The sequence below is a fragment of the Sulfurospirillum sp. 1307 genome, assembly GCF_054408545.1.
Map to the genome: position 1 here is coordinate 940,044 of NZ_CP176011.1, position 19,088 is coordinate 959,131.

General features: G+C 31.4%; 16 protein-coding genes and 1 tRNA gene. 5 read left to right on the forward strand and 12 right to left on the reverse strand.

Going from position 1 to position 19,088, the window contains the following annotated elements:
* Genes ACKGJI_RS04865 through glmU form a run of 3 tightly spaced genes read right to left on the reverse strand, consistent with a single transcriptional unit; the run spans position 1 to position 3,176 of the window.
* Positions 1 to 699, reverse strand: a complete 699-nt coding sequence (locus tag ACKGJI_RS04865; protein ID WP_458701449.1) for a hypothetical protein — start codon at positions 697 to 699, stop codon at positions 1 to 3.
* Complete coding sequence (gene coaBC / locus ACKGJI_RS04870) at positions 696 to 1,874, reverse strand: bifunctional phosphopantothenoylcysteine decarboxylase/phosphopantothenate--cysteine ligase CoaBC (protein ID WP_458701450.1); 1,179 nt, start codon at positions 1,872 to 1,874, stop codon at positions 696 to 698. The genes ACKGJI_RS04865 and coaBC overlap by 4 nt, the downstream gene beginning before the upstream one ends.
* On the reverse strand, positions 1,875 to 3,176 hold the full coding sequence (gene glmU / locus ACKGJI_RS04875) for a bifunctional UDP-N-acetylglucosamine diphosphorylase/glucosamine-1-phosphate N-acetyltransferase GlmU (protein ID WP_458701451.1): 1,302 nt from the start codon (positions 3,174 to 3,176) through the stop codon (positions 1,875 to 1,877).
* 147 nt (positions 3,177 to 3,323) lie between these two features.
* Between glmU and ACKGJI_RS04880 the strand changes: the two genes are divergently transcribed.
* Genes ACKGJI_RS04880 through fliP form a run of 3 tightly spaced genes read left to right on the forward strand, consistent with a single transcriptional unit; the run spans position 3,324 to position 5,608 of the window.
* Entirely contained in the window at positions 3,324 to 4,088 is a 765-nt protein-coding gene (locus tag ACKGJI_RS04880) for a motility protein A (RefSeq protein ID WP_458701452.1), read from the forward strand.
* 8 nt (positions 4,089 to 4,096) lie between these two features.
* On the forward strand, positions 4,097 to 4,879 hold the full coding sequence (locus ACKGJI_RS04885; RefSeq protein WP_458701454.1) for a flagellar motor protein MotB: 783 nt from the start codon (positions 4,097 to 4,099) through the stop codon (positions 4,877 to 4,879).
* Positions 4,880 to 5,608, forward strand: coding sequence for a flagellar type III secretion system pore protein FliP (gene fliP, locus ACKGJI_RS04890; RefSeq protein ID WP_458701455.1), 729 nt, complete (start codon positions 4,880 to 4,882; stop codon positions 5,606 to 5,608).
* Between the two features lie 10 nt (positions 5,609 to 5,618).
* On the opposite strand, the gene ACKGJI_RS04895 is transcribed toward fliP, so the two are convergent.
* From ACKGJI_RS04895 to ACKGJI_RS04925, 7 genes are all read right to left on the reverse strand, one after another.
* Positions 5,619 to 6,140, reverse strand: a complete 522-nt coding sequence (locus tag ACKGJI_RS04895; RefSeq protein WP_458701456.1) for an ATP/GTP-binding protein — start codon at positions 6,138 to 6,140, stop codon at positions 5,619 to 5,621.
* 57 nt (positions 6,141 to 6,197) lie between these two features.
* Positions 6,198 to 6,989, reverse strand: a complete 792-nt coding sequence (locus ACKGJI_RS04900; RefSeq protein WP_458701457.1) for an amino acid ABC transporter permease — start codon at positions 6,987 to 6,989, stop codon at positions 6,198 to 6,200.
* A gap of 6 nt (positions 6,990 to 6,995) precedes the next feature.
* The gene (locus tag ACKGJI_RS04905) at positions 6,996 to 7,781 is read right to left on the reverse strand and encodes a transporter substrate-binding domain-containing protein (protein WP_458701458.1); all 786 of its coding nucleotides are present in this window, start codon (positions 7,779 to 7,781) and stop codon (positions 6,996 to 6,998) included.
* A gap of 60 nt (positions 7,782 to 7,841) precedes the next feature.
* On the reverse strand, positions 7,842 to 9,560 hold the full coding sequence (locus ACKGJI_RS04910; protein ID WP_458701459.1) for a YgiQ family radical SAM protein: 1,719 nt from the start codon (positions 9,558 to 9,560) through the stop codon (positions 7,842 to 7,844).
* A 12-nt stretch (positions 9,561 to 9,572) separates the two neighbouring features.
* Positions 9,573 to 9,968, reverse strand: a complete 396-nt coding sequence (locus tag ACKGJI_RS04915) for a hypothetical protein (RefSeq protein ID WP_458701460.1) — start codon at positions 9,966 to 9,968, stop codon at positions 9,573 to 9,575.
* A gap of 108 nt (positions 9,969 to 10,076) precedes the next feature.
* Positions 10,077 to 10,163, reverse strand: a tRNA-Leu gene (locus ACKGJI_RS04920).
* 82 nt (positions 10,164 to 10,245) lie between these two features.
* Positions 10,246 to 10,524 (reverse strand): HU family DNA-binding protein, encoded by a 279-nt coding sequence (locus ACKGJI_RS04925; protein ID WP_458701461.1) that lies wholly within the window; start codon positions 10,522 to 10,524, stop codon positions 10,246 to 10,248.
* 173 nt (positions 10,525 to 10,697) lie between these two features.
* On the opposite strand from ACKGJI_RS04925, the gene flgL reads away from it, so the two are divergent.
* Together flgL and ACKGJI_RS04935 are read left to right on the forward strand one after the other, a co-directional pair.
* Positions 10,698 to 13,088, forward strand: a complete 2,391-nt coding sequence (gene flgL / locus ACKGJI_RS04930) for a flagellar hook-associated protein FlgL (protein ID WP_458701462.1) — start codon at positions 10,698 to 10,700, stop codon at positions 13,086 to 13,088.
* Positions 13,089 to 13,195: 107 nt separating this feature from the next.
* A complete protein-coding gene (locus ACKGJI_RS04935; protein ID WP_458701463.1) occupies positions 13,196 to 15,277 on the forward strand; it encodes an FtsK/SpoIIIE family DNA translocase in 2,082 nt (693 codons plus the stop codon).
* A gap of 31 nt (positions 15,278 to 15,308) precedes the next feature.
* On the opposite strand, the gene prpF is transcribed toward ACKGJI_RS04935, so the two are convergent.
* Together prpF and acnD are read right to left on the reverse strand one after the other, a co-directional pair.
* The gene (gene prpF, locus ACKGJI_RS04940; protein ID WP_458701464.1) at positions 15,309 to 16,490 is read right to left on the reverse strand and encodes a 2-methylaconitate cis-trans isomerase PrpF; all 1,182 of its coding nucleotides are present in this window, start codon (positions 16,488 to 16,490) and stop codon (positions 15,309 to 15,311) included.
* An 8-nt stretch (positions 16,491 to 16,498) separates the two neighbouring features.
* Positions 16,499 to 19,087 carry a Fe/S-dependent 2-methylisocitrate dehydratase AcnD gene (gene acnD / locus ACKGJI_RS04945; protein ID WP_458701465.1) on the reverse strand — a complete coding sequence of 863 codons (2,589 nt, stop codon included), beginning with the start codon at positions 19,085 to 19,087 and terminating at the stop codon, positions 16,499 to 16,501.
* Position 19,088: the final 1 nt, after the last annotated feature.

The window sequence follows — 19,088 nt, forward strand, 5'->3', positions numbered from 1 at the left end:
TTAACCTTTTAGATCGAGTATCAATTTATCTATTTCAAAAAGTGGCAAAATGTCTTCTTTGATACTAAAATCTATATTTAAATTTATATCATCTGCTTTTTTAGATAAAAAATATAAACTTTTAGAAAATAGTATATCAATTTTTAGCTTTTGATTCTCAAAAATTCCTCTAATTGGTCCAAGATTTTCAAAACTCATATAAAATTCATTGTTTTTTATTTGAACTAGGTTTAATTTATTGTTTTTTTTAAAAGGAAGATGTATAACTTCGTTTTTTAAAGCCAATAGCATTGTAGCAAATATTTTAAACTCTTTTTTGCCTGCTTTTTCTAAGTTATCCATGATCCATTGTTTAAAATTTATTAGTGAAATGTTTTTTAAATTTTCTAAAAAATCTTCCATTTCAATATCTAAAAAATTACTGTCATCTTGCATAAAAGTTGGCATTTGTTTTAAGTTTGAAATAGTTATTATGCCATCTCTACTTTTACCAAAATTTCCCCAATATCTGTTTTTCTCTTTTAGTTTTTTTTGAGACTTTGTTGTAAATTCACGATTTCCTAAAAGAAGTTTATATCTATCAAGAGGTAACTCTTTTAAAACTTCTATGCTTATAGGAAGCGAACTATTAAATTTCAGTGGTAAATCAGGATTTGATATTCTTTGAATTTTTGAAATTTTTGAAATATTATTTATCATAACTCTTTACTTAGATTTACTATTTGCATAGCTATATCAAATTTAGTTGCTATTTTTAAATGAAATTCATTATTTTTTGTTAAAAATACTATCTCATTTTTATCACTTCCAAATTTATTATCTTGTTTGATGATATTTAAACAAACAGCATCAAGTGATTTTTTTTCTAACATTTTTTTTGCATTATCTTTTGCACTAAATTCATCTAGCTCAGCTTTAAAACCAATAGTTCTTATGTTTTTTTTATCAAGATTTAAAAGAATATCTTCATTTTTAACTAATTCTAGATTCCAACTATCCCCAATTTCTTCTTTTTTAATCTTACCTTCTTTTTTAACAGCCGGCACAAAATCACTAATAGCAGCAGCCATAAAAAGATATGAGTTTGGCTTAATAGTGTTTTTGATAGCTTTTTTATAATCTTGCGAAGATTCTACATGTAGAGTTTTTATCAAAGATAAATTGTTCTCTTTTGAGCTAATCAGAGTTACATTTGCTCCTTTTAGATAAAAAGCATAAGCTAGAGCATTTGCTTGTTTACCACTTGAAAAATTGCTTATGCATCTTACATCATCAATCCTCTCTACGCTTCCACCACCGGTTATAACTACATCTTTATTTGTCCAAAAATCATCTTTTAAAAGTTCTCTTGCACATATATCAAAGATGTCTTTTGGCTCGCTCATAGCACCTTTTCCGCTATCAAGACAAGCCAATAACTTATCTTGTGGTTCACTTATGATAAATCCTAGTTTTTTTAGTTTATCTAAACTCTCTTTTGTGATATGATTTTCAATCATATTTGTATTGGCACTTGGAGCAATAACTATCGTTTTATTAAAAGCTAGTATGCTTTGAGTTAGCAGGTTATCAGCGATTCCATTTGCAATTTTATTGATACTATTTGCACTTATTGGAGCTATGACAAACAAATCAGCCCATTTACCAATGTGTATGTGATTTAATTCATCAGCCCAATTTTCAGTTTCTACATGTAAAACTCTGTTTTGACTGATTGCTTCAAAAGTAAGAGGAGTTACAAACCTTTTTGCTTCTTCACTCATAAGAACTTTTACACTTGCATTTTGTTTTATAAAAAGTCGGATTAACTCCAATGTTTTGTATATCGCAATACTTCCAGTAACTCCTACGAGTATTTTTTTGCCACTTAACACTTATTTATCCTCTTTGTTAAAGAATTTATAAAAGAAACTATCAATAATCTTAAGCTTTTCTCTAGCGATTGCCAAGCTTCCTTTTTTTACATCTTTTGTTACTGTTGTTCCACTTGCAATGAGTACATCATCTTCTATTTTTATTGGAGCAATCAGTTGCGAATCACTGCCAACAAATACATTTTTACCGATTATCGTTTTATATTTTGCTCTTCCATCATAATTACATGTAATAGTACCACATCCTATATTGGTTCCCTCATCAATCTCACTATCGCCAAGATAGCTAAGATGTCCAGCTTTAACACCATTTAGAGTTGATTTTTTGATTTCTACAAAATTTCCAATTTTAGAATTTATGATACTTGATTTTGGTCTAACTCTAGCAATTGGCCCAATTTCGGAGTTTTGAATGAGACTATCTTCTATAACGGAATTTGCTTTGATATGCGAATTGATAATACGAGATCCTTTTAACAAGCTAACACCATTTTCTATAATACATTCACCTTCAATTTCAACATCACTTTCTATGTAGATACTATCAGGAAGTCTCATAATAACACCATCTTCCATAAACCTTCTTTTTATTCTTTTTTGCATAATCTCTTCAGCAATGCTAAGATGATATTTAGAATTAACTCCCATAAAAGTTTCTTCTTCTACATGTAAAGCTTTAACATTTATATTTTGTTCGTTTGCGATACTGATTAAATCTGTTATATAGTACTCTTTTTGATTGTTGTCATTTGATAGTTTAGATAGATTTTCTTTTAAAAATTTTGTATCAAAAAGGTAAACTCCAGCATTTACATTATTTACCTTCAATTCTTCTTCATTTGCATCTTTTTGCTCAACTATTTTTACAACATTTGAGTTATCATCAAGTATCACTCTTCCATATCCACTAGGATTACTACATGTAAAGCTACTCATAACTACTTTTGCATCTACTTCAAAAAACTTTTTCATATCATTGGCTTCAAGAAGTGGCATATCTCCATTTAATACTAAAACTTTTTCATATTTTGGCTCAATTTTCATGATCGCTCCACCAGTTCCAGGGAAGTTTTTATGATCTTGGATTATATAGGTTAAATTTTTAAAGTACTGATTCATTTCAGCTTCTATTTCTTTTGCTTGATGAAATAAAATTACACTTATATCATCAGATATCTTACTAGCTTCTTTTATGATATGATAAAGCATAGGAAATCCACTGATAGTATGTAGTACTTTTGATTTTTTAGATTTCATTCTAGTTCCAAAACCAGCTGCCATAATGGCTATTGAGCATTTCATTTTTATTCCTCTAAAGATATATTATAAATAGACGATATTTTATCTAAAGTTTGTTTTAATCGGTATAAAATAGGGGCTTTAACCACTTTTTAACATTAAAATAACTAAAATTATACATATCTACTATTTTAGCAAGGAAGCAAAAACATGGATTTAGGAACGGTCGTTGGTTTAGTACTAACATTGGCGCTACTTTTTGGTGCAATGGCAATGGGTGTTGGTATAGGTCCATACATAGATATACCTTCTGTTTTAATTGTTTTTGGTGGTACAGCAGGAGTTCTTTTAATCGGCTTTAAAATGGAGCAGATGAAGAGCTTAACAAAAATTTTTATGATTGCAATTAAGCCTCCACAAGAAGATATAGCAGCACTTATTAAAAAAATGGTAGAGTATTCAACAAAAGCAAGGCGAGATGGTATATTGGCTTTAGAAGCTGATGCAAATAGTGAAGAAAATGAATTTTTAAAAAAAGGCTTATCTATGGCAGTTGATGGAAATGAGCCTGATACTATTAGAGATATGCTTGAGATTGAGATGGAACAAACAAGTGCAAGACACGCAGCAAATGCTCAAATCTTTGACCAAATGGGTGGTTTTTCAGGTGCTATGGGTATGATTGGAACTCTTATCGGTCTAGTTGCGATGCTTTTGAATATGGCTGATCCTAGTGCGATTGGTCCATCAATGGCGGTTGCTTTGCTTACAACGATGTATGGAGCGATGATTGGAAACATCGTAGGTGCTCCGGTTGCTAATATTTTGGGTATTAGAGATAGTGATGAAACTTTAGCTAAGACACTTATCTTAGAAGGAATTATGGCTATTCAAGCTGGAGATAATCCTAGAACTTTAGAAGGAAAATTACTTTCATTTTTACCTCCTAAAGAGAGAGTTTCTCAATTTGATTAAGGTGTATAATGGCTAAACAAAAATGTCCTGATTGTCCAAAATGTTTGCCAGGATGGTTGGCTGCTTTTGGTGATTTGATGAGTTTACTGCTTTGTTTTTTCGTTTTGCTTCTATCTATGTCTACAATGGATGCTAAAAAAGTTCAAGAAGCAATTGGATCTCTTGCTGGAGCTTTGAGTGTACTAGAAGGTGGTACTAAAACAGAGATTAGCCGTGAGAGACAACAACAAGCAACACCAATAGAATCTCAAGATGAAACTTCAAATAGAGTTGTAACAACACAACTTAAAAAAGCAATTACTGAAATAAATGAGATGTTAAAAACTTCAGGAGGGCCTGAAGTTCAAGTAGAAGAGGCTGAAGATGGGTTTATAATTAGGCTTCCAAGTGGGCTACTTTTTGCTCCTGGCAGCGCTGTTATACAAAATGAAGATGCCTTATTGTTTTTAAAAAGAATTGCTTTAATTGTTAAAAAATTGCCTGAAAAGATGCAAGTAAATGCAAAAGGTTATACAGATGATGTTCCTCCGCCAAGTACAAGTCCATATAAAGACAATTGGGAACTCTCCACTGCAAGAGCAGTAAGCGTAGTAAAAGAGCTTATAAAAGATAGAGTAGATCCAAAAAAAATTATAGCTTCGGGAAGAGCTCAGTATGATCCAATAGCATCAAATGCTACAGCTGAGGGAAGAGCAAAAAACAGAAGAGTTGAGCTTCACTTTTTCTCACTAGATGGTTCTTCAAAAAATAGTGCTAAAAAAAGTATATTAGATCAAGCTGGAGCTAAATAATTGAGAAAAATTATCTTTATTTTTCTATTAATATCTCCAATATTTGCTGTAGATCCAATTCCAACAGTTAATCTAAGTCTTAGTGCTCCAAATACACCAGAACAGTTAGTAACTAGTTTAAACTTACTTGTTGTTTTAACGATACTAGTTTTAGCACCTTCTATTGTTTTTGTTAGTACTAGTTTTTTAAGATTGATAGTTGTGTTTTCTTTTTTAAGACAGGCTCTTGGAACACAACAGATGCCACCAAATCAAATTTTGATTTCATTGGCTTTGATACTTACATTTTTTATTATGGAACCAGTTGCAACAAAATCATACGATATTGCAATAAAACCTTATTTGGAACAAAAAATAAGCTATCAAGAAGCATTTGATAAAGGTGTAGAGCCTTTTAAAGCTTTTATGGTAAGGAATACTAGAGAAAAAGATTTAGCTCTTTTTTTTCGTATAAGAAAACTTGAAAACCCAAAAAATATACAAGATGTTCCTTTAACAGTAGCAGTTCCAGCTTTCATGATAAGTGAGCTAAAAACTGCATTTCAAATAGGCTTTTTACTCTATCTTCCTTTTTTAGTTATAGATATGGTTGTGGCTTCAGTTCTTATGAGTATGGGTATGATGATGTTACCTCCTGTTATGATTTCACTACCATTTAAATTACTCGTATTTGTTCTGGTAGATGGCTGGAATCTTTTAATTGGTAGTTTGGTAGAAAGTTTTCATTAGCTAATAAACTTTACATGTAGAGCTCAAATTTATCTTGTTGTTTTAGTAAAGCATCAAAAAGTTTTTGAGCCTCTTTTAGGATTTTTTCATTTTGATTTTCTGCTTTTTGAAGGACTTTATCAAAAGTTTTTAAAGTATTATTGCTTAAATAGTTTTTTGTATTTAAATCTTTTGCTTTTGGAAGATAAGAGTTTAAATCAAATGCTTTGTTTGTGATTTGTGCCATAGAAGAGTCTTTATCACTTTCTTTTATGTTTTTAAGGTACTTCTCAAGCATAGGCTCGATGATTTTCATAGCTTCTTTTATCTCTTTTTTATCTTGCTTATCAATTCCATTACCTTCATAATGAAAACTATATCCGTAAGAATGAGTAAGTGAGAGCATCATCTCTGTTTTGCTGCCATCTTTTTTGTATGACATTTCAGAAGATTTTTCATCATATAGTTTTAAATCTATCTTATCACCACTACTTGTTTGCATAGAAAAATTAAAATCATTATAGTTGTAGTTACTTGTGTTTATACTTTGCATGATATACTCCTTACATGTAAAGAGTATATCGACAATCAATATTTTTTATTAAGTACTTTAATCTTTCATTTTATTTTCTAGTTTTCTAGCCCAAAATGAAATTGGGTAAGTAAGTAGTAAGTATCCAACACCTAGTGGTATATAGCTCTCTAGTGTTGAGTAAGTATATGCATTTACTTCTTGTGCATTCATAGTAAATTCACTAATAGAAATTATAGATAATAGTGAAGAATCTTTGATAATTGATGCAAATTGTCCTGTTAAAGGAGGGATTATCCTCTTGTATGCTTGAGGAAATATGATGTATAGATAGGTTTTTGTTGGAGTAAACCCTAATGATTGAGCTGATTCATACTGCCCTTTATCTATGCTTTTTATCCCAGCTCTAATTATCTCACTCACATATGCTCCACTAAACATTGCTAAAATTACAGTTCCAACTATGTAGCGGTTATTAAATCCTAAATTACTAGCAAATACATAGTAAAATATAAGTATTTGTACAAGTAAAGGCGTACCTCTAATAACTTCTATGTAAAATCTGGAAAAAAACCTTAAAAGTATTATTTGTGAGCTTTGACCATAAGCAAAAACAACCCCAATTACAAAGCTCAGGATAAGAGCAAAGAAAGAAATATAAATAGTCATTAAAAAACCATCTATAAATTTTTGTCTATACTCCCATATGCTATCCCATTGAAATTCATAGTTTATAGTAGTAAACATAAAATAAAATAGTAAGATGATAGTTGTGCTTAACAATAAAAAGTTGAAGATGTAAACACTTTTTGGAGTTTTTACATCTTCTTTTTGGTCAATTTTTTGAATAAAATATTTTTTTAAATTCATATATTCTTAAAAGAAAAATTCGATTCCAAGTTTATCAAATGTAGCTCTAGCTTCTGTTAGGTATTTTTTCGATAACTTATCAAAAGTACCATCGCTTTTAGCTTTTTTTATAAATTCATCAACTTTTTTCTTTAAATCAGTATTACCTTTTTTAATTGCCATTCCCCAGTATTCTGGTTTTTCTTGAAAAGGCTTTAGTAAAGCTACTGTTGTGTCTTTATGTTTTGCCCAATTTTTATATATTGTTAATTGGTCATATAAAAATCCGTCAGCTTTTCCTTGAATAACTTCTAAAACAGCTGCATTTTCTTTATCAAAAACTAATAAATCAGCATTTTTTAGATATTTCATAGCATAAATGTGACCAGTAGTACCTTTTTTAACAGCAATTTTTTTGTCTTTTTGGTTTAAGTCATTTATGTTTTTGACACCACTTTTTGTATTTGTAAGGATTGCTAAGTTTGACTGTGCATAAGGGATTGAAAAATCTATACTTTTTGCTCTTTGAGGAGTTATAGTCATAGACGAAATTATCAAATCAACTTTTCCAGTTTTAAGAGAAGGAATTAGTCCATCCCAAGCAATATTTTCTATTTTAACTTCACGACCAAGGTATTTACCAAGAGCATATGCCAAATCAACACTAACTCCTGTTGGTTTTCCTTGTTTATCACTCATCTCAAATGGTGGGTATTGAAGTTCCATTCCAACTACCAAAGGTTTTTCGGTAGCAACTAAACTTGCTGTACTTAAAAGTAGCGTAACTAAAAGAGCGCTTATCTTTTTAAACATACTAATCCTTTCTTATATCTTAAAATGTTCGCTTATTGTATAGTTTATTTTCTTAGTTTCTTATGAGTTGAATGTGCTTTTAAAGTTTCGTTTCTCTTTTTTAACAACTATACTTTTTTGTCTTTCTTTTTTATGGACATCTTTTTCAACAAAGATTGGCTTTCTAGTTTTTGGATCTAGCCCTGTATAATACATCAAAGTAGAGTATGTTGAAGGTGTTGGAGTAAAGATTTGAGCTTGTTCTGGATTCATCTTTAGAACATTACTCGCAAAATCTTTTAGATTGTACATATTTTTTTCTTTGCATCCTGGATGAGCTGCTATGAGGTAGTATGTTAAAAACTGCTTTTTACCTGATTCTTTATTTAATTTGTCAAAAAGTTTTTTAAAATCTACAAGTGATTGTTTACCTGGTTTTCCCATGTAAGCTAAAACTTCATCATCTATATGTTCAGGAGCTACTTTCATCTGACCACTTATGTGGTGATTTACAATCTCTTTTAGATAGTTATAACCATTTAGTTTGTCATCATTTATCAAATCATATCTTATGCCACTAGCAATAAAGGCTTTTTTTATACCTTTTATCTCTCTGATTTTTCTTAAAAGTTTAATCTGAAAAGAATGGTCTATCTTCATAGCACTACACATTTTAGGAAACATACATGCTTTGTGTTCGCATGTCCCTTTTGTTATTTTTTTATTGCACTCATATCCGTACATATTGGCTGTTGGCCCACCAACATCAGAAATGATACCTTTAAAATCTTTATATGTTGTAAATTTTTGTGCTTCCTTTAGGATTGACTCTTCACTTCTGCTTCTGATCGTTCTTCCTTGATGAACTCCTATCGCACAAAAACTACACTCTCCATAACATCCTTGATGAGTCATAATAGAAAATTTTATAGTCTCTAACGCTCTTACATTCCCATCTTTTTTATGATATGGATGTAAATCTCTTTCAAATTCGAGATCACTTACACTATCTAATTCTTCAGTTGTAAGATTAATTTGAGGTGGATTTTGTATGAGGTATCTTGTATCTATTTTTTGGCATAAACCTTTTGCACTAATTGGATCATTGTTTTTATAAAAATGATCAAACATATCAATAAATTTATTTTTATCACTAAGGCACTCATCATGACTTGGAAGCTCGATATAATCTTCTTTTGGAGTTTTTGAGATGTAGCTAAGACCTCTTACATGTAAAGGCGCAATTCCCTCTTTTAAACAATTGGCAAATTCAACTATACTTTTTTCAGCCATACCATAGATAAGATAATCAGCCTTTGCGTCAAATATGATAGGTTTTCTTAGTTTATTTGACCAAAAATCATAATGCGTAACTCTTCTAAGACTAGCTTCAATGCCACCTAGAACAATTGGAACTGTGTTTTTAAAGTATCTTCTTATGAGATTTGTATATTTTAAAGTAGCCATATCAGGGCGTTTGTTGTTAATGCCACCTGGGGTATAATCATCACTATGTCTAAATTTTTTTGTAGCAGTATAATTTGAAACCATACTATCTACACTACCTCCACTAACTCCCCAAAAAAGTTTTGGCTCACCTAGTCTTTTTATATCAACATCACTATTAATATCAGGTTGTCCAATGATACCTACGCGGTACCCAGCTCGCTCTAGTATCTTTCCAACAACACTAACTCCCATATAAGGAGAGTCTATGTAAGCATCACTTGTGATTAAAATAACATCTAGTTTTTTCCAACCTCTTTTTTTCATCTCTTTTTTTGTGGTTGGTAAAAACATTTAAGTTATTCCTTACTTATTTATCCATCTATCAACAATTGACATACAAAAAGGTACTCTTTTTTTCAAACCTTTTGCAAGTCCATCTTCCAAAACACCCCAGTTATAAATACTTTTGTCCATATAAGCACTACTTGCATAGCATCCAGCAGAAATATTTCCAAACTTATGAGCAAACTCAAAATACTTTATAGCTTTATCTAAGTTTTTATGTACACCTTTTCCTTCTAAGTACATTTTACCAAGTATATGACCAGCATTAAAAACTTTATCTTTTTCCAACGCAACTTCTAAAAGTACTTTTGCTTTGCTAAAATCACCTTTTTTATACGCACGCATTCCCTCAGTAAAGTTATTTGAACTAAATACAAAAGTACAAACAGAAAACAATACAATAAAATATTTCACTTTAAATCTCCATAACCTTTAATAAGCGATAATTATATCAAATTAAAAGAAGTTTTTTATATAAATTTATATTAAAATTTCAAATTAAGTGTATTTGTAACAAAGAAGTGGTACCTGAGGCCGGACTCGAACCGGCACGGTATTGCTACCATCAGATTTTGAGTCTGACGTGTCTACCAGTTTCACCACTCAGGCACATAAAAATGAGATTGAAATAGTACAAAAAAAAGCTTAAAGATAGTTTGAACTACCTTTAAGCAATTATCGTATATAAAAATTAAGCTTTAGCTACTGCTTCTTTTAATTTTTTACCAACTTTGAATTTAACTGCTGTTGTTGCAGGAACGTCCACTACTTTGTCAGTTCCAGGAACTCTAGCTTTTCTAGCAGCTCTTGGTGCTGTTGAAAATGTACCAAAACCAATAAAGCTTGCGCTTTTACCTGCTACTAGTGCTTCACTAATAGTTTCTAGTGCAGCATCTACTGCTTTTTGAGCATCTTTCTTTGAAAGACCTGCTTTGTCAGCTACAGCTTGGATAAACTCTGCTTTTTTCATTACTAAATCCTTTTGAAGTATTATTATGCGGTCATTGTACACTTTTTTTTTATAAATTACAATAATTTTTGCAAAGAAATTAAAGAAAACACCTAAAAAGTCGATTTTTTACCATATGGAACTTATATTGCTTGTGCTAAAATGAGTAAAATTTAGATAAAAGGTAGTAAACTATGAGGATAACCAATTCACTTTTTTATACAAATGCAACAAATGACTACCAAAGAAATATGAAAACGTTGTATGATATCAATACACAACTATCTTCTGGCATGAAAATTCAAAATAGTTATGAAGATAGTGGTACTTTCGTAGATGCTATGAGATTAAACTATGAAGTAGCAACACTAGAACAGGTAAAAGAGAGTAGTTCAAAAGCTCAAACTTATGCAAATAATACAGATAAAACTTTAAATCAATTTACAGATGCACTAGACCAGTTTAAAACAAAACTTATACAAGCTTCCAGTGGAACCCACTCTACTACTAGTTTAGACGCTTTAGCTAATGAATTAGAAGCCTTGAAAAGACATATGATAAGTCTAGGAAACACTTCTATAAATGGGCAATATCTTTTCTCAGGTTCAGCAGTTACTAAAAAACCACTTGATGATTTAGGAAATTATCAAGGAAATGATGAATCAGTTGAAGCAATCATAGGCTCAGGTGTAAAGCTTCCTTATAATATCAACGGAAAAGATCTTTTTTTAGGAACTGATAGTGATTATAATAAAGTGATTTCAACAAATGTAAAAATGCTCAACCAAACACTTTTACATCCCAAAGTAATGCAAGGTCTAGATAGTAATCCAAAGGAGGAGTATCTAAGTGAGAGTAATACTATAAGAGATATGGTAGGTGATAGTGATGCAGACGCTTTAAATGATCCAAAACCAGTTTTTTATCTTTCAGGAAGAAATTCTGATGGAGAAACAATAAAAACAAAGTTTGATATGTCATCAAGTTCTAAAATATCAGATTTGTTAGAAAAAATTGGAAATGAGTTTGGTAACACTTCTACAAATCAAGTAGTTGAAGTAAGCATGAATGCCCACGGTCAAATTGAAGTAAAAGATCTGAAAAAAGGAAACTCTTTGCTTCAAATGCATCTATTTGCTGCTGTTGATAGAAATGCAACTAATTTAGCGGGTAGTGCAGACCAATCTAGTATAGATGATTTGTTAGCTCAAAATAATGTAGATATTATAGAATTTATAAAGAGTGATTTTAAATCTGTAAATACTGCTAGTACAATTAACTCTAGAGAAGATATATACAGTTCAGGTACATTTTATGTTGGTTTTCCTATGAAAGATAGTGATGGAAATGAAGCAAAATTAACCACTAAATTACAAGATATAATGGGTGTAAAAACAACAGAATTAGAAATAAATGGTACTTATTACGAAGTAAATAGCACTTCTAGTGTAAGTGACTTTATAAATAATATTGAAGCAGAATACACAGGGGTATCGGCTAGGATTGAAAATGGACAAATTATTGTTGATAAAGGTAGTTATTCTGGTGCATTAAGTATTTCAATTACAGCTAGGGATACAGCAAATCCACCACTAGATGGTAGTGGTAATCTTGTAGATGCGTTTTCAACACCTGATGCAATGAACTATGAAAGAAGAGGTTTTAGTAAAGATGGAAATCAGTTAAGTGGAAATATATCTCAAATCATAAAAGGTACCAATGAATATGCAACTTCTAGTACTAAAATATTTAATGTTACTGGTCAGGATTTAGATACTACTTCGCTAACATTAGATTATAAAGATGTTTTTGGTAATTCTAACAGTGCAACAATAAATTTTTTAGATTCTGGCAGTACCTTTAGTGTGAATGGGAATACATACAATATCTTTGATTCATCAGGAGTTATAACAAAAGCAGATGATGTTACATATCAACAAATTAATGATATTGTTTCTATGCTTGTTTCAAACAAATTACCTACAGATAGTGACACTAGTGGTACTATAGATTTTTCAGAATACAATAGTGCTATTACTGATGCAAAAGCAGTAGTTGAAGTAGGATTAGATTACAAAGGTAGACTTGAAATAAAAGATAAGCAAAACTCACAAACTTCTATAGAGTTTGCTATGTATGACTCAAAGTCAAATGACTATAGTGCTACTCCTTCTACACTAAATTTTATGGCAAATGATTTAATAACAATAGAAGAGCCTAAGATTGATTTTTATAAAGATTTAGACCAAATGATTGAAGCTGTTAGAAATGGGACATTTAGAATGGATTCACAAGGCAGTAATCCTAGAAATATTGGTATGCAAAATTCTATCCAAAGGCTTGATCATTTACTAGATCATGTTACTAAGGAACACACTAAGATAGGCTCATACTCAAATGCACTCTCACAAGCAAGTGATAGAGCTCAACTTTTAAGCATAAATGTTCAAACTGTTCGCTCAGAAGTGATTGATGTGGATATGGGTGAAGCTTATATGAAGTTTCAGCAGTTATCAAACTCTTATCAAGCTATGTTATCAACTGTTGCGAAGATAAATTCTATGAGTTTATTGAACTACATGTAAACATTAGATATAATTCCAACTTATTTACATGTAAAGGATAAATCATTTTAAAAGAGACTGTTTTTATATTATCTATTGCTATACTTATATTTTTTGGTGTTTCTACTTTGGTACCTGATCCTAGTTTTGTGGGAAGTTATGGTGCAACCTTAGGACATTGGAATCAAAAATGGTTTGGTTATGTTTCATATATCTATCCATTTTTATTGATAGTACCTACTTTTTTATTTTATAAAGATACAAGTTTTACTTCTAGAAGAATTGAGTTTGTTTTATCTACTATTCTTTTTTTATTTGCAATTTTGATTTTTCAAGCAAGTGTTATAGAGTCTAATATGAAAGGATATTTAGGTTTTTCAATAGTTGAGATTTTGCAATCATTTATAGGGGTTTTAGGCGTTTGGTTGTTTATGATAGCAATTGCAATTTTGTCTATTAGTATAATCGTAGATAAAACTACTGATGATATGTTTACATTTTTTAAAGAAAAAATTCCTACTAAAGAAAATGAAGAAGAATTAGATGAGAAAGAAGAAAAGCCAGAATTACATCAAGAAATAATATCAAATGACATTGTAGAAGATGATGTACATCCTGAAGAGTACAAAGATAGTATAAAACTCATAAAAAAAGATGAAGCTAAAGAAGTTACTAAAGTTGAAGAAAATGATAATAAAGAAGATTTAAAAAAGGAAGTAACAGAGCATCATAGCGTAGAGATTCTTAGTGAAGTAGAAGAAAATAAAAAGCTACTTGACGAGATAGAAAAAGGAGAACAAGATAAACCAAAAGATTATAAATTGCCTCCTTTAAAATTTTTAACAACTCCACCAAAAAAGTCTAAGCATATAAATGAAGCAGAAATTGATAGAAAGATTTCTAATTTATTGGATAAATTAAAAAGATTTAAAATCGATGGAGATGTTGTTAGGACTTACTCAGGTCCAGTTGTCACAACCTTTGAGTTCAAACCAGCTCCGCATGTAAAAGTTTCAAAGATTCTTACTTTACAAGATGATTTGGCAATGGCTCTAAAGGCTAAGACGATTAGGATACAAGCTCCAGTTCCAGGAAAAGATGTAGTTGGGATTGAAGTTCCAAATGAGAGTATTGAAACCATTTATTTAAAAGAGATTTTAGAAAGTGATATTTTTACTAAAGCTTCATCTCCACTAACAATTGCACTTGGAAAAGATATAGTCGGAAATCCATTTGTAACTGACCTTAAAAAACTTCCCCATTTACTAATCGCAGGAACAACTGGAAGCGGAAAGAGTGTTGGAATTAATTCTATGCTTTTAAGCCTTCTTTATAGAAATTCGCCAGATAATCTTAAGCTTCTTATGATTGATCCAAAGATGTTGGAATTTTCAATATACAATGATATTCCTCATCTTTTAACTCCAGTTATTACGAAACCAAAACAAGCTATTATAGCTTTAGCAAATATGGTCAGTGAGATGGAAAGAAGATATCAAATTATGAGCCAATCAAAGACTAAAAACATAGAAAACTATAATGAAAAAGCAAAAAAATTAGGACTTGAGCCATTTCCCTATATCGTAGTTATCATAGATGAGTTAGCAGATTTGATGATGAATAGTGGAAAAGAGGTAGAATTTTATATTGCAAGACTTGCTCAAATGGCAAGAGCTAGTGGAATTCACCTAATAGTAGCAACCCAAAGACCTTCAGTAGATGTAGTAACTGGTCTAATAAAAGCAAATTTACCAAGTAGGATTAGTTATAAAGTTGGACAAAAAATTGATTCAAAAGTTATCCTTGATACTATGGGGGCTGAATCACTTCTTGGGCGAGGAGATATGCTTTTTACTCCACCTTCAACTTCTGGTCTTATTAGACTTCATGCCCCATATGCGAGTGAAGATGAGATTGAACAAATTGTAGAATACTTAAAAAAACAAAGATCAGTTTCTTATGATGAGAGCTTTTTAAAAGAGAGTTCAAATGATACTACTAGTTCAAGTGAAAGTGAAATAACAGGTGAAATTGATGAACTTTTTGAAGAAGCAAAAGCAATAGTGCTAAATGAAAGAAAATGCTCAATCAGCTACATTCAAAGAAGACTCCAAATAGGCTATAACAGAGCTAGTAGGATTGTAGAACAACTAGAAATGATGGGAATTTTATCAGCTCAAAATGCAAAAGGTCAAAGAGAGATATTATAATCTACATGTAGATAGTTCTACATGTAGAAAATTATTGTAAAGTAACAGCAGGAACATGTACAAAACCATCCATGATAATTCTTGCACTTCTGCTCATGCTGGCTACTTCTACTTTGGGTTTGTTATTGTTATATGAAATTTTAGCACCAACTTTTAGTGTTCCTGATGGGTGACCAAAGGTAATGCTTTCTTTTTTACCACCACCGCAAGCAAGATTTACTAGTGTATTTGGTATGCATGCTGCTACACCAATAGCTACAGAAGCTGTCCCCATCATAGCATGATGAAGTTGTCCCATAGAAAGTGCTCTAACATTTAAATCTATCCCGTTTTTTTCTATGGTTTTACCACTAGAAGCTACATAGCTTTGTGGTGGTGAAACAAAAGCGACTTTTGGAGTATGAGCTCTTGTTTTTGCTTCTTCAATGTTTTTGATAAGTCCCATTTTAATAGCACCATATGCTCTAATTTTCTCAAATATTTCTAAAGCTTTTTCATCAGAATTTATATCGTTTTGAAGTTCACATCCACTATATCCTAAAGCTTTTGCTTCTAAAAAAATGATAGGAATTCCAGCTGTTATCATAGTAGCTTTAAAAGTACCGACTCCTGGAACTTCTAAGTCATCTACTAAATTTCCTGTAGGAAAAAGCTCTTCACTTGGATCAACTGGTTCAACAAATTCAAGTTTTATTTCACTTGCTGGAAATGTAACACCATCAATCTCATAATCTCCAATCTCTTGAACATAGCCATCTTTCATTGGAACATGACAAAGTATAGTTTTATTTATATTTGCTTGATATATTTTTACAGTTACTATGCCATTTTCAACTAATCTTTCTTTTGGCACAAAGCCACATTTTATAGCAAATGGTCCAACTGCACTAGATAAATTACCACAGTTACCACTCCAATCAACAAAAGCTTTATCGATTGATACTTGCCCAAAATAATAATCAACATCATGGTCGCCATTTGAACTTTTTTTCAAGATGACAGTTTTGCTCGTACTAGAAGTAGCACCTCCCATTCCATCTATTTGTTTTTTATAAACATCTGGGCTACCAACTACTCTTAGAAGTATTTTATCTCTAATTTCATCATTTTCTTTAGCAATTTGAGGTAAATCATCAAACTTGAAAAAAGTTCCTTTACTAGTCCCGCCACGCATGTATGTAGCGGGGATTTTTATTTGTGGTTTATAGCTCATGGTTTGCCTTATTTGTTTTTTAAAAAATCTTGAGCAAATTTTTGCAAGATTCCACCAGCATTGTAGATTTCAACTTCTGCACTCGTATCTAATCTACAAATAACAGGTATTTCTACAATTTCACCACTTTTTCTTGTCATTTTAAGTATCAAAGAAGTTCTAGGTTTGATTTCACCTTCAACTTCAAATACTTCACTTCCATCAATCTTGTAAGTTAATCTACTATCGCTATCTTGAAATTGAAGTGGTAAAACTCCCATACCAACTAAATTAGTTCTATGTATTCTTTCGATACTTTGTGCCACTACTACTTCAACACCTGCTAGTCTAACACCTTTAGCAGCCCAGTCACGAGAACTGCCTTGTCCATAATTTATACCAGCAACAATGATTAGTGGTTGCTTTCTATTTTTATAAGTTTCAATTGCTTCCCACATTCTAATAACTTTACCATCAGGCTCGACTCTTGTAAGTGATCCTTGGATGATATTGCCATTTTCATCTCTTACCATTTCATTATATAGTTTTGGATTTGCTAAAGTTGCTCTTTGAGCAGTTAAATGATCCCCTCTATGAGTTGCATAAGAGTTAAAATCCTCTTCAGGCAGTCCCATTTTTGCTAGGTATTCTCCAGCGGCGCTATCAGGAAGTATCGCATTTGAAGGAGATAGATGATCTGTTGTTATATTATCTCCAAATACTCCTAGTGGGCGCATGTTTTTAAGAGCTGGTTTTCCCATAAACTCATCTTCCCAATAAGGAGGATTTTGTATATAAGTACTTTTTTTATTCCAGTTATAAAGAGGGCTTACTTTTACATTTTCAAGTCCACTTTTTGCAAACATTGGATCATAGATTGCTTTAAATTGTTCAGGCTTAACTGCATTATTAATAATACTATCTATCTCTTCATCACTTGGCCATAAGTCATCTAGTTTTATTTCATTACCATCTTTATCAACACCTAAAACATCATTTTCAATGTCAAATCTTATAGTACCAGCAATCGCATATGCAACAACTAAAGGTGGGGAAGCTAAGAATGCTTCTTTTACATATGGATGAATTCTTCCATCAAAATTTCTATTTCCAGATAGAACTGCAGTTGAGTATATATCATTTTCAACTACTTCTTTTTGAATTTTAGGATCAAGTGCACCACTCATACCATTACATGTAGTACAAGCAAATCCAACTATTCCAAAACCTAATTTTTCTAAATCTTTTAAAAGATTAGCTTCTTTTAGATACTCTTCAACAACTTTTGAACCAGGTGCTAGAGAAGTTTTTACCCATGGTTTTCTTTGTAATCCAGCTTTATTTGCATTTCTTGCAAGTAGAGCTGCAGCTATTACATTTCTTGGATTACTAGTATTTGTACAGCTTGTGATTGCTGCGATTAGGACTCCTCCATCAGGTATTTTATCTTCACTTACTTGAGTATTTTTCACGATACCTTCTTCTTTTAAAGTCGCTAGAGGTACTAACTTATGAGGTTTAGATGGACCAGCTAAGCTTCTAGTAACACTAGATAAATCAAATTCCAAAACTCTTGCATAAGTTGCATCTTTAAGGCTATCGGCCCATAATCCATTTGTTTTAGCATATGTTTCAACTAAATTGATTTGAGAAGGCTCTCTTCCTGTTAGTTTTAGATATGAAAGTGTTTGATTATCTATAGCAAACATAGCAGCACTTGCGCCATATTCAGGTGTCATATTTGATATTGTCGCACGATCAGCCAAACTTAGATACTCAATTCCATCTCCAAAAAACTCTAGAAATGAAGAGATTACATTTTGTTCTCTTAAAAAACTAGTCATTGCTAAAGCAATATCAGTTGCTGTAATTCCTTTTGCTCTTTTTCCTGTTATTTTAACTCCTACGATTTCAGGGAGTCTCATGTAAGTTGGATTTCCAAGCATTACATTTTCAGCTTCAAGACCTCCAACCCCAATAGCAATTACACCTAAAGCATTAACATGTGGAGTATGTGAATCTGTTCCTACTAATGTATCTGGACTAGCGATTTTATCTTTAACACCTACAACAGGTGACATTTTTTCAAGATTTATTTGATGCATGATTCCATTGCCTGGAGGTATAACATCAACATTGTCAAAAGACTCTTTAGTCCAATTTATAAAATGAAATCTATCAGCATTTCTTCTATCTTCAATGGCTCTGTTTTTGTTAAAAGCATCAGGATCATATCCGCCACACTCAACCGCTAAAGAGTGATCTACTATGAGTTGAGTAGGAACAACAGGATTTACAAGTTTTGGATCACCACCTTCTTTTGCAATTGCTTCTCTAAGACCTGCTAAATCAACTAAAGCAGTAAGACCTAATATATCATGGCAAACAACGCGACTTGGATACCAAGGAAAATCTTTATCTGCTTTTTTTTCAATGATTTGTTCAAGTGACTCTTTTAGTTCATCACCTTCACAATTTCTTATAATATTTTCTGCTAATACTCTTGAAGTATAATTAAGTTTATTAAATGCTCCATTTTTTATATCTTCAACAGCTTCTTTAACATCATAATATTTTAGATCTAAGCCATTAAGCTCTTTTAGATATTTATCACTCATA

Excerpts from the sequence above, each read along its gene's own strand:
- ACKGJI_RS04910 (WP_458701459.1), bottom strand. The coding sequence starts at position 9,560 with ATGTTTTTACCAACCACAAAAAAAGAGATGAAAAAAAGAGGTTGGAAA.
- prpF (WP_458701464.1), bottom strand. The coding sequence starts at position 16,490 with ATGAGCTATAAACCACAAATAAAAATCCCCGCTACATACATGCGTGGC.
- ACKGJI_RS04865 (WP_458701449.1), bottom strand. The coding sequence starts at position 699 with ATGATAAATAATATTTCAAAAATTTCAAAAATTCAAAGAATATCAAAT.
- ACKGJI_RS04905 (WP_458701458.1), bottom strand. The coding sequence starts at position 7,781 with ATGTTTAAAAAGATAAGCGCTCTTTTAGTTACGCTACTTTTAAGTACA.
- glmU (WP_458701451.1), bottom strand. The coding sequence starts at position 3,176 with ATGAAATGCTCAATAGCCATTATGGCAGCTGGTTTTGGAACTAGAATG.
- flgL (WP_458701462.1), top strand. The coding sequence starts at position 10,698 with ATGAGGATAACCAATTCACTTTTTTATACAAATGCAACAAATGACTAC.
- ACKGJI_RS04925 (WP_458701461.1), bottom strand. The coding sequence starts at position 10,524 with ATGAAAAAAGCAGAGTTTATCCAAGCTGTAGCTGACAAAGCAGGTCTT.
- ACKGJI_RS04895 (WP_458701456.1), bottom strand. The coding sequence starts at position 6,140 with ATGCAAAGTATAAACACAAGTAACTACAACTATAATGATTTTAATTTT.
- ACKGJI_RS04900 (WP_458701457.1), bottom strand. The coding sequence starts at position 6,989 with ATGAATTTAAAAAAATATTTTATTCAAAAAATTGACCAAAAAGAAGAT.
- acnD (WP_458701465.1), bottom strand. The coding sequence starts at position 19,087 with ATGAGTGATAAATATCTAAAAGAGCTTAATGGCTTAGATCTAAAATAT.
- ACKGJI_RS04880 (WP_458701452.1), top strand. The coding sequence starts at position 3,324 with ATGGATTTAGGAACGGTCGTTGGTTTAGTACTAACATTGGCGCTACTT.
- ACKGJI_RS04885 (WP_458701454.1), top strand. The coding sequence starts at position 4,097 with ATGGCTAAACAAAAATGTCCTGATTGTCCAAAATGTTTGCCAGGATGG.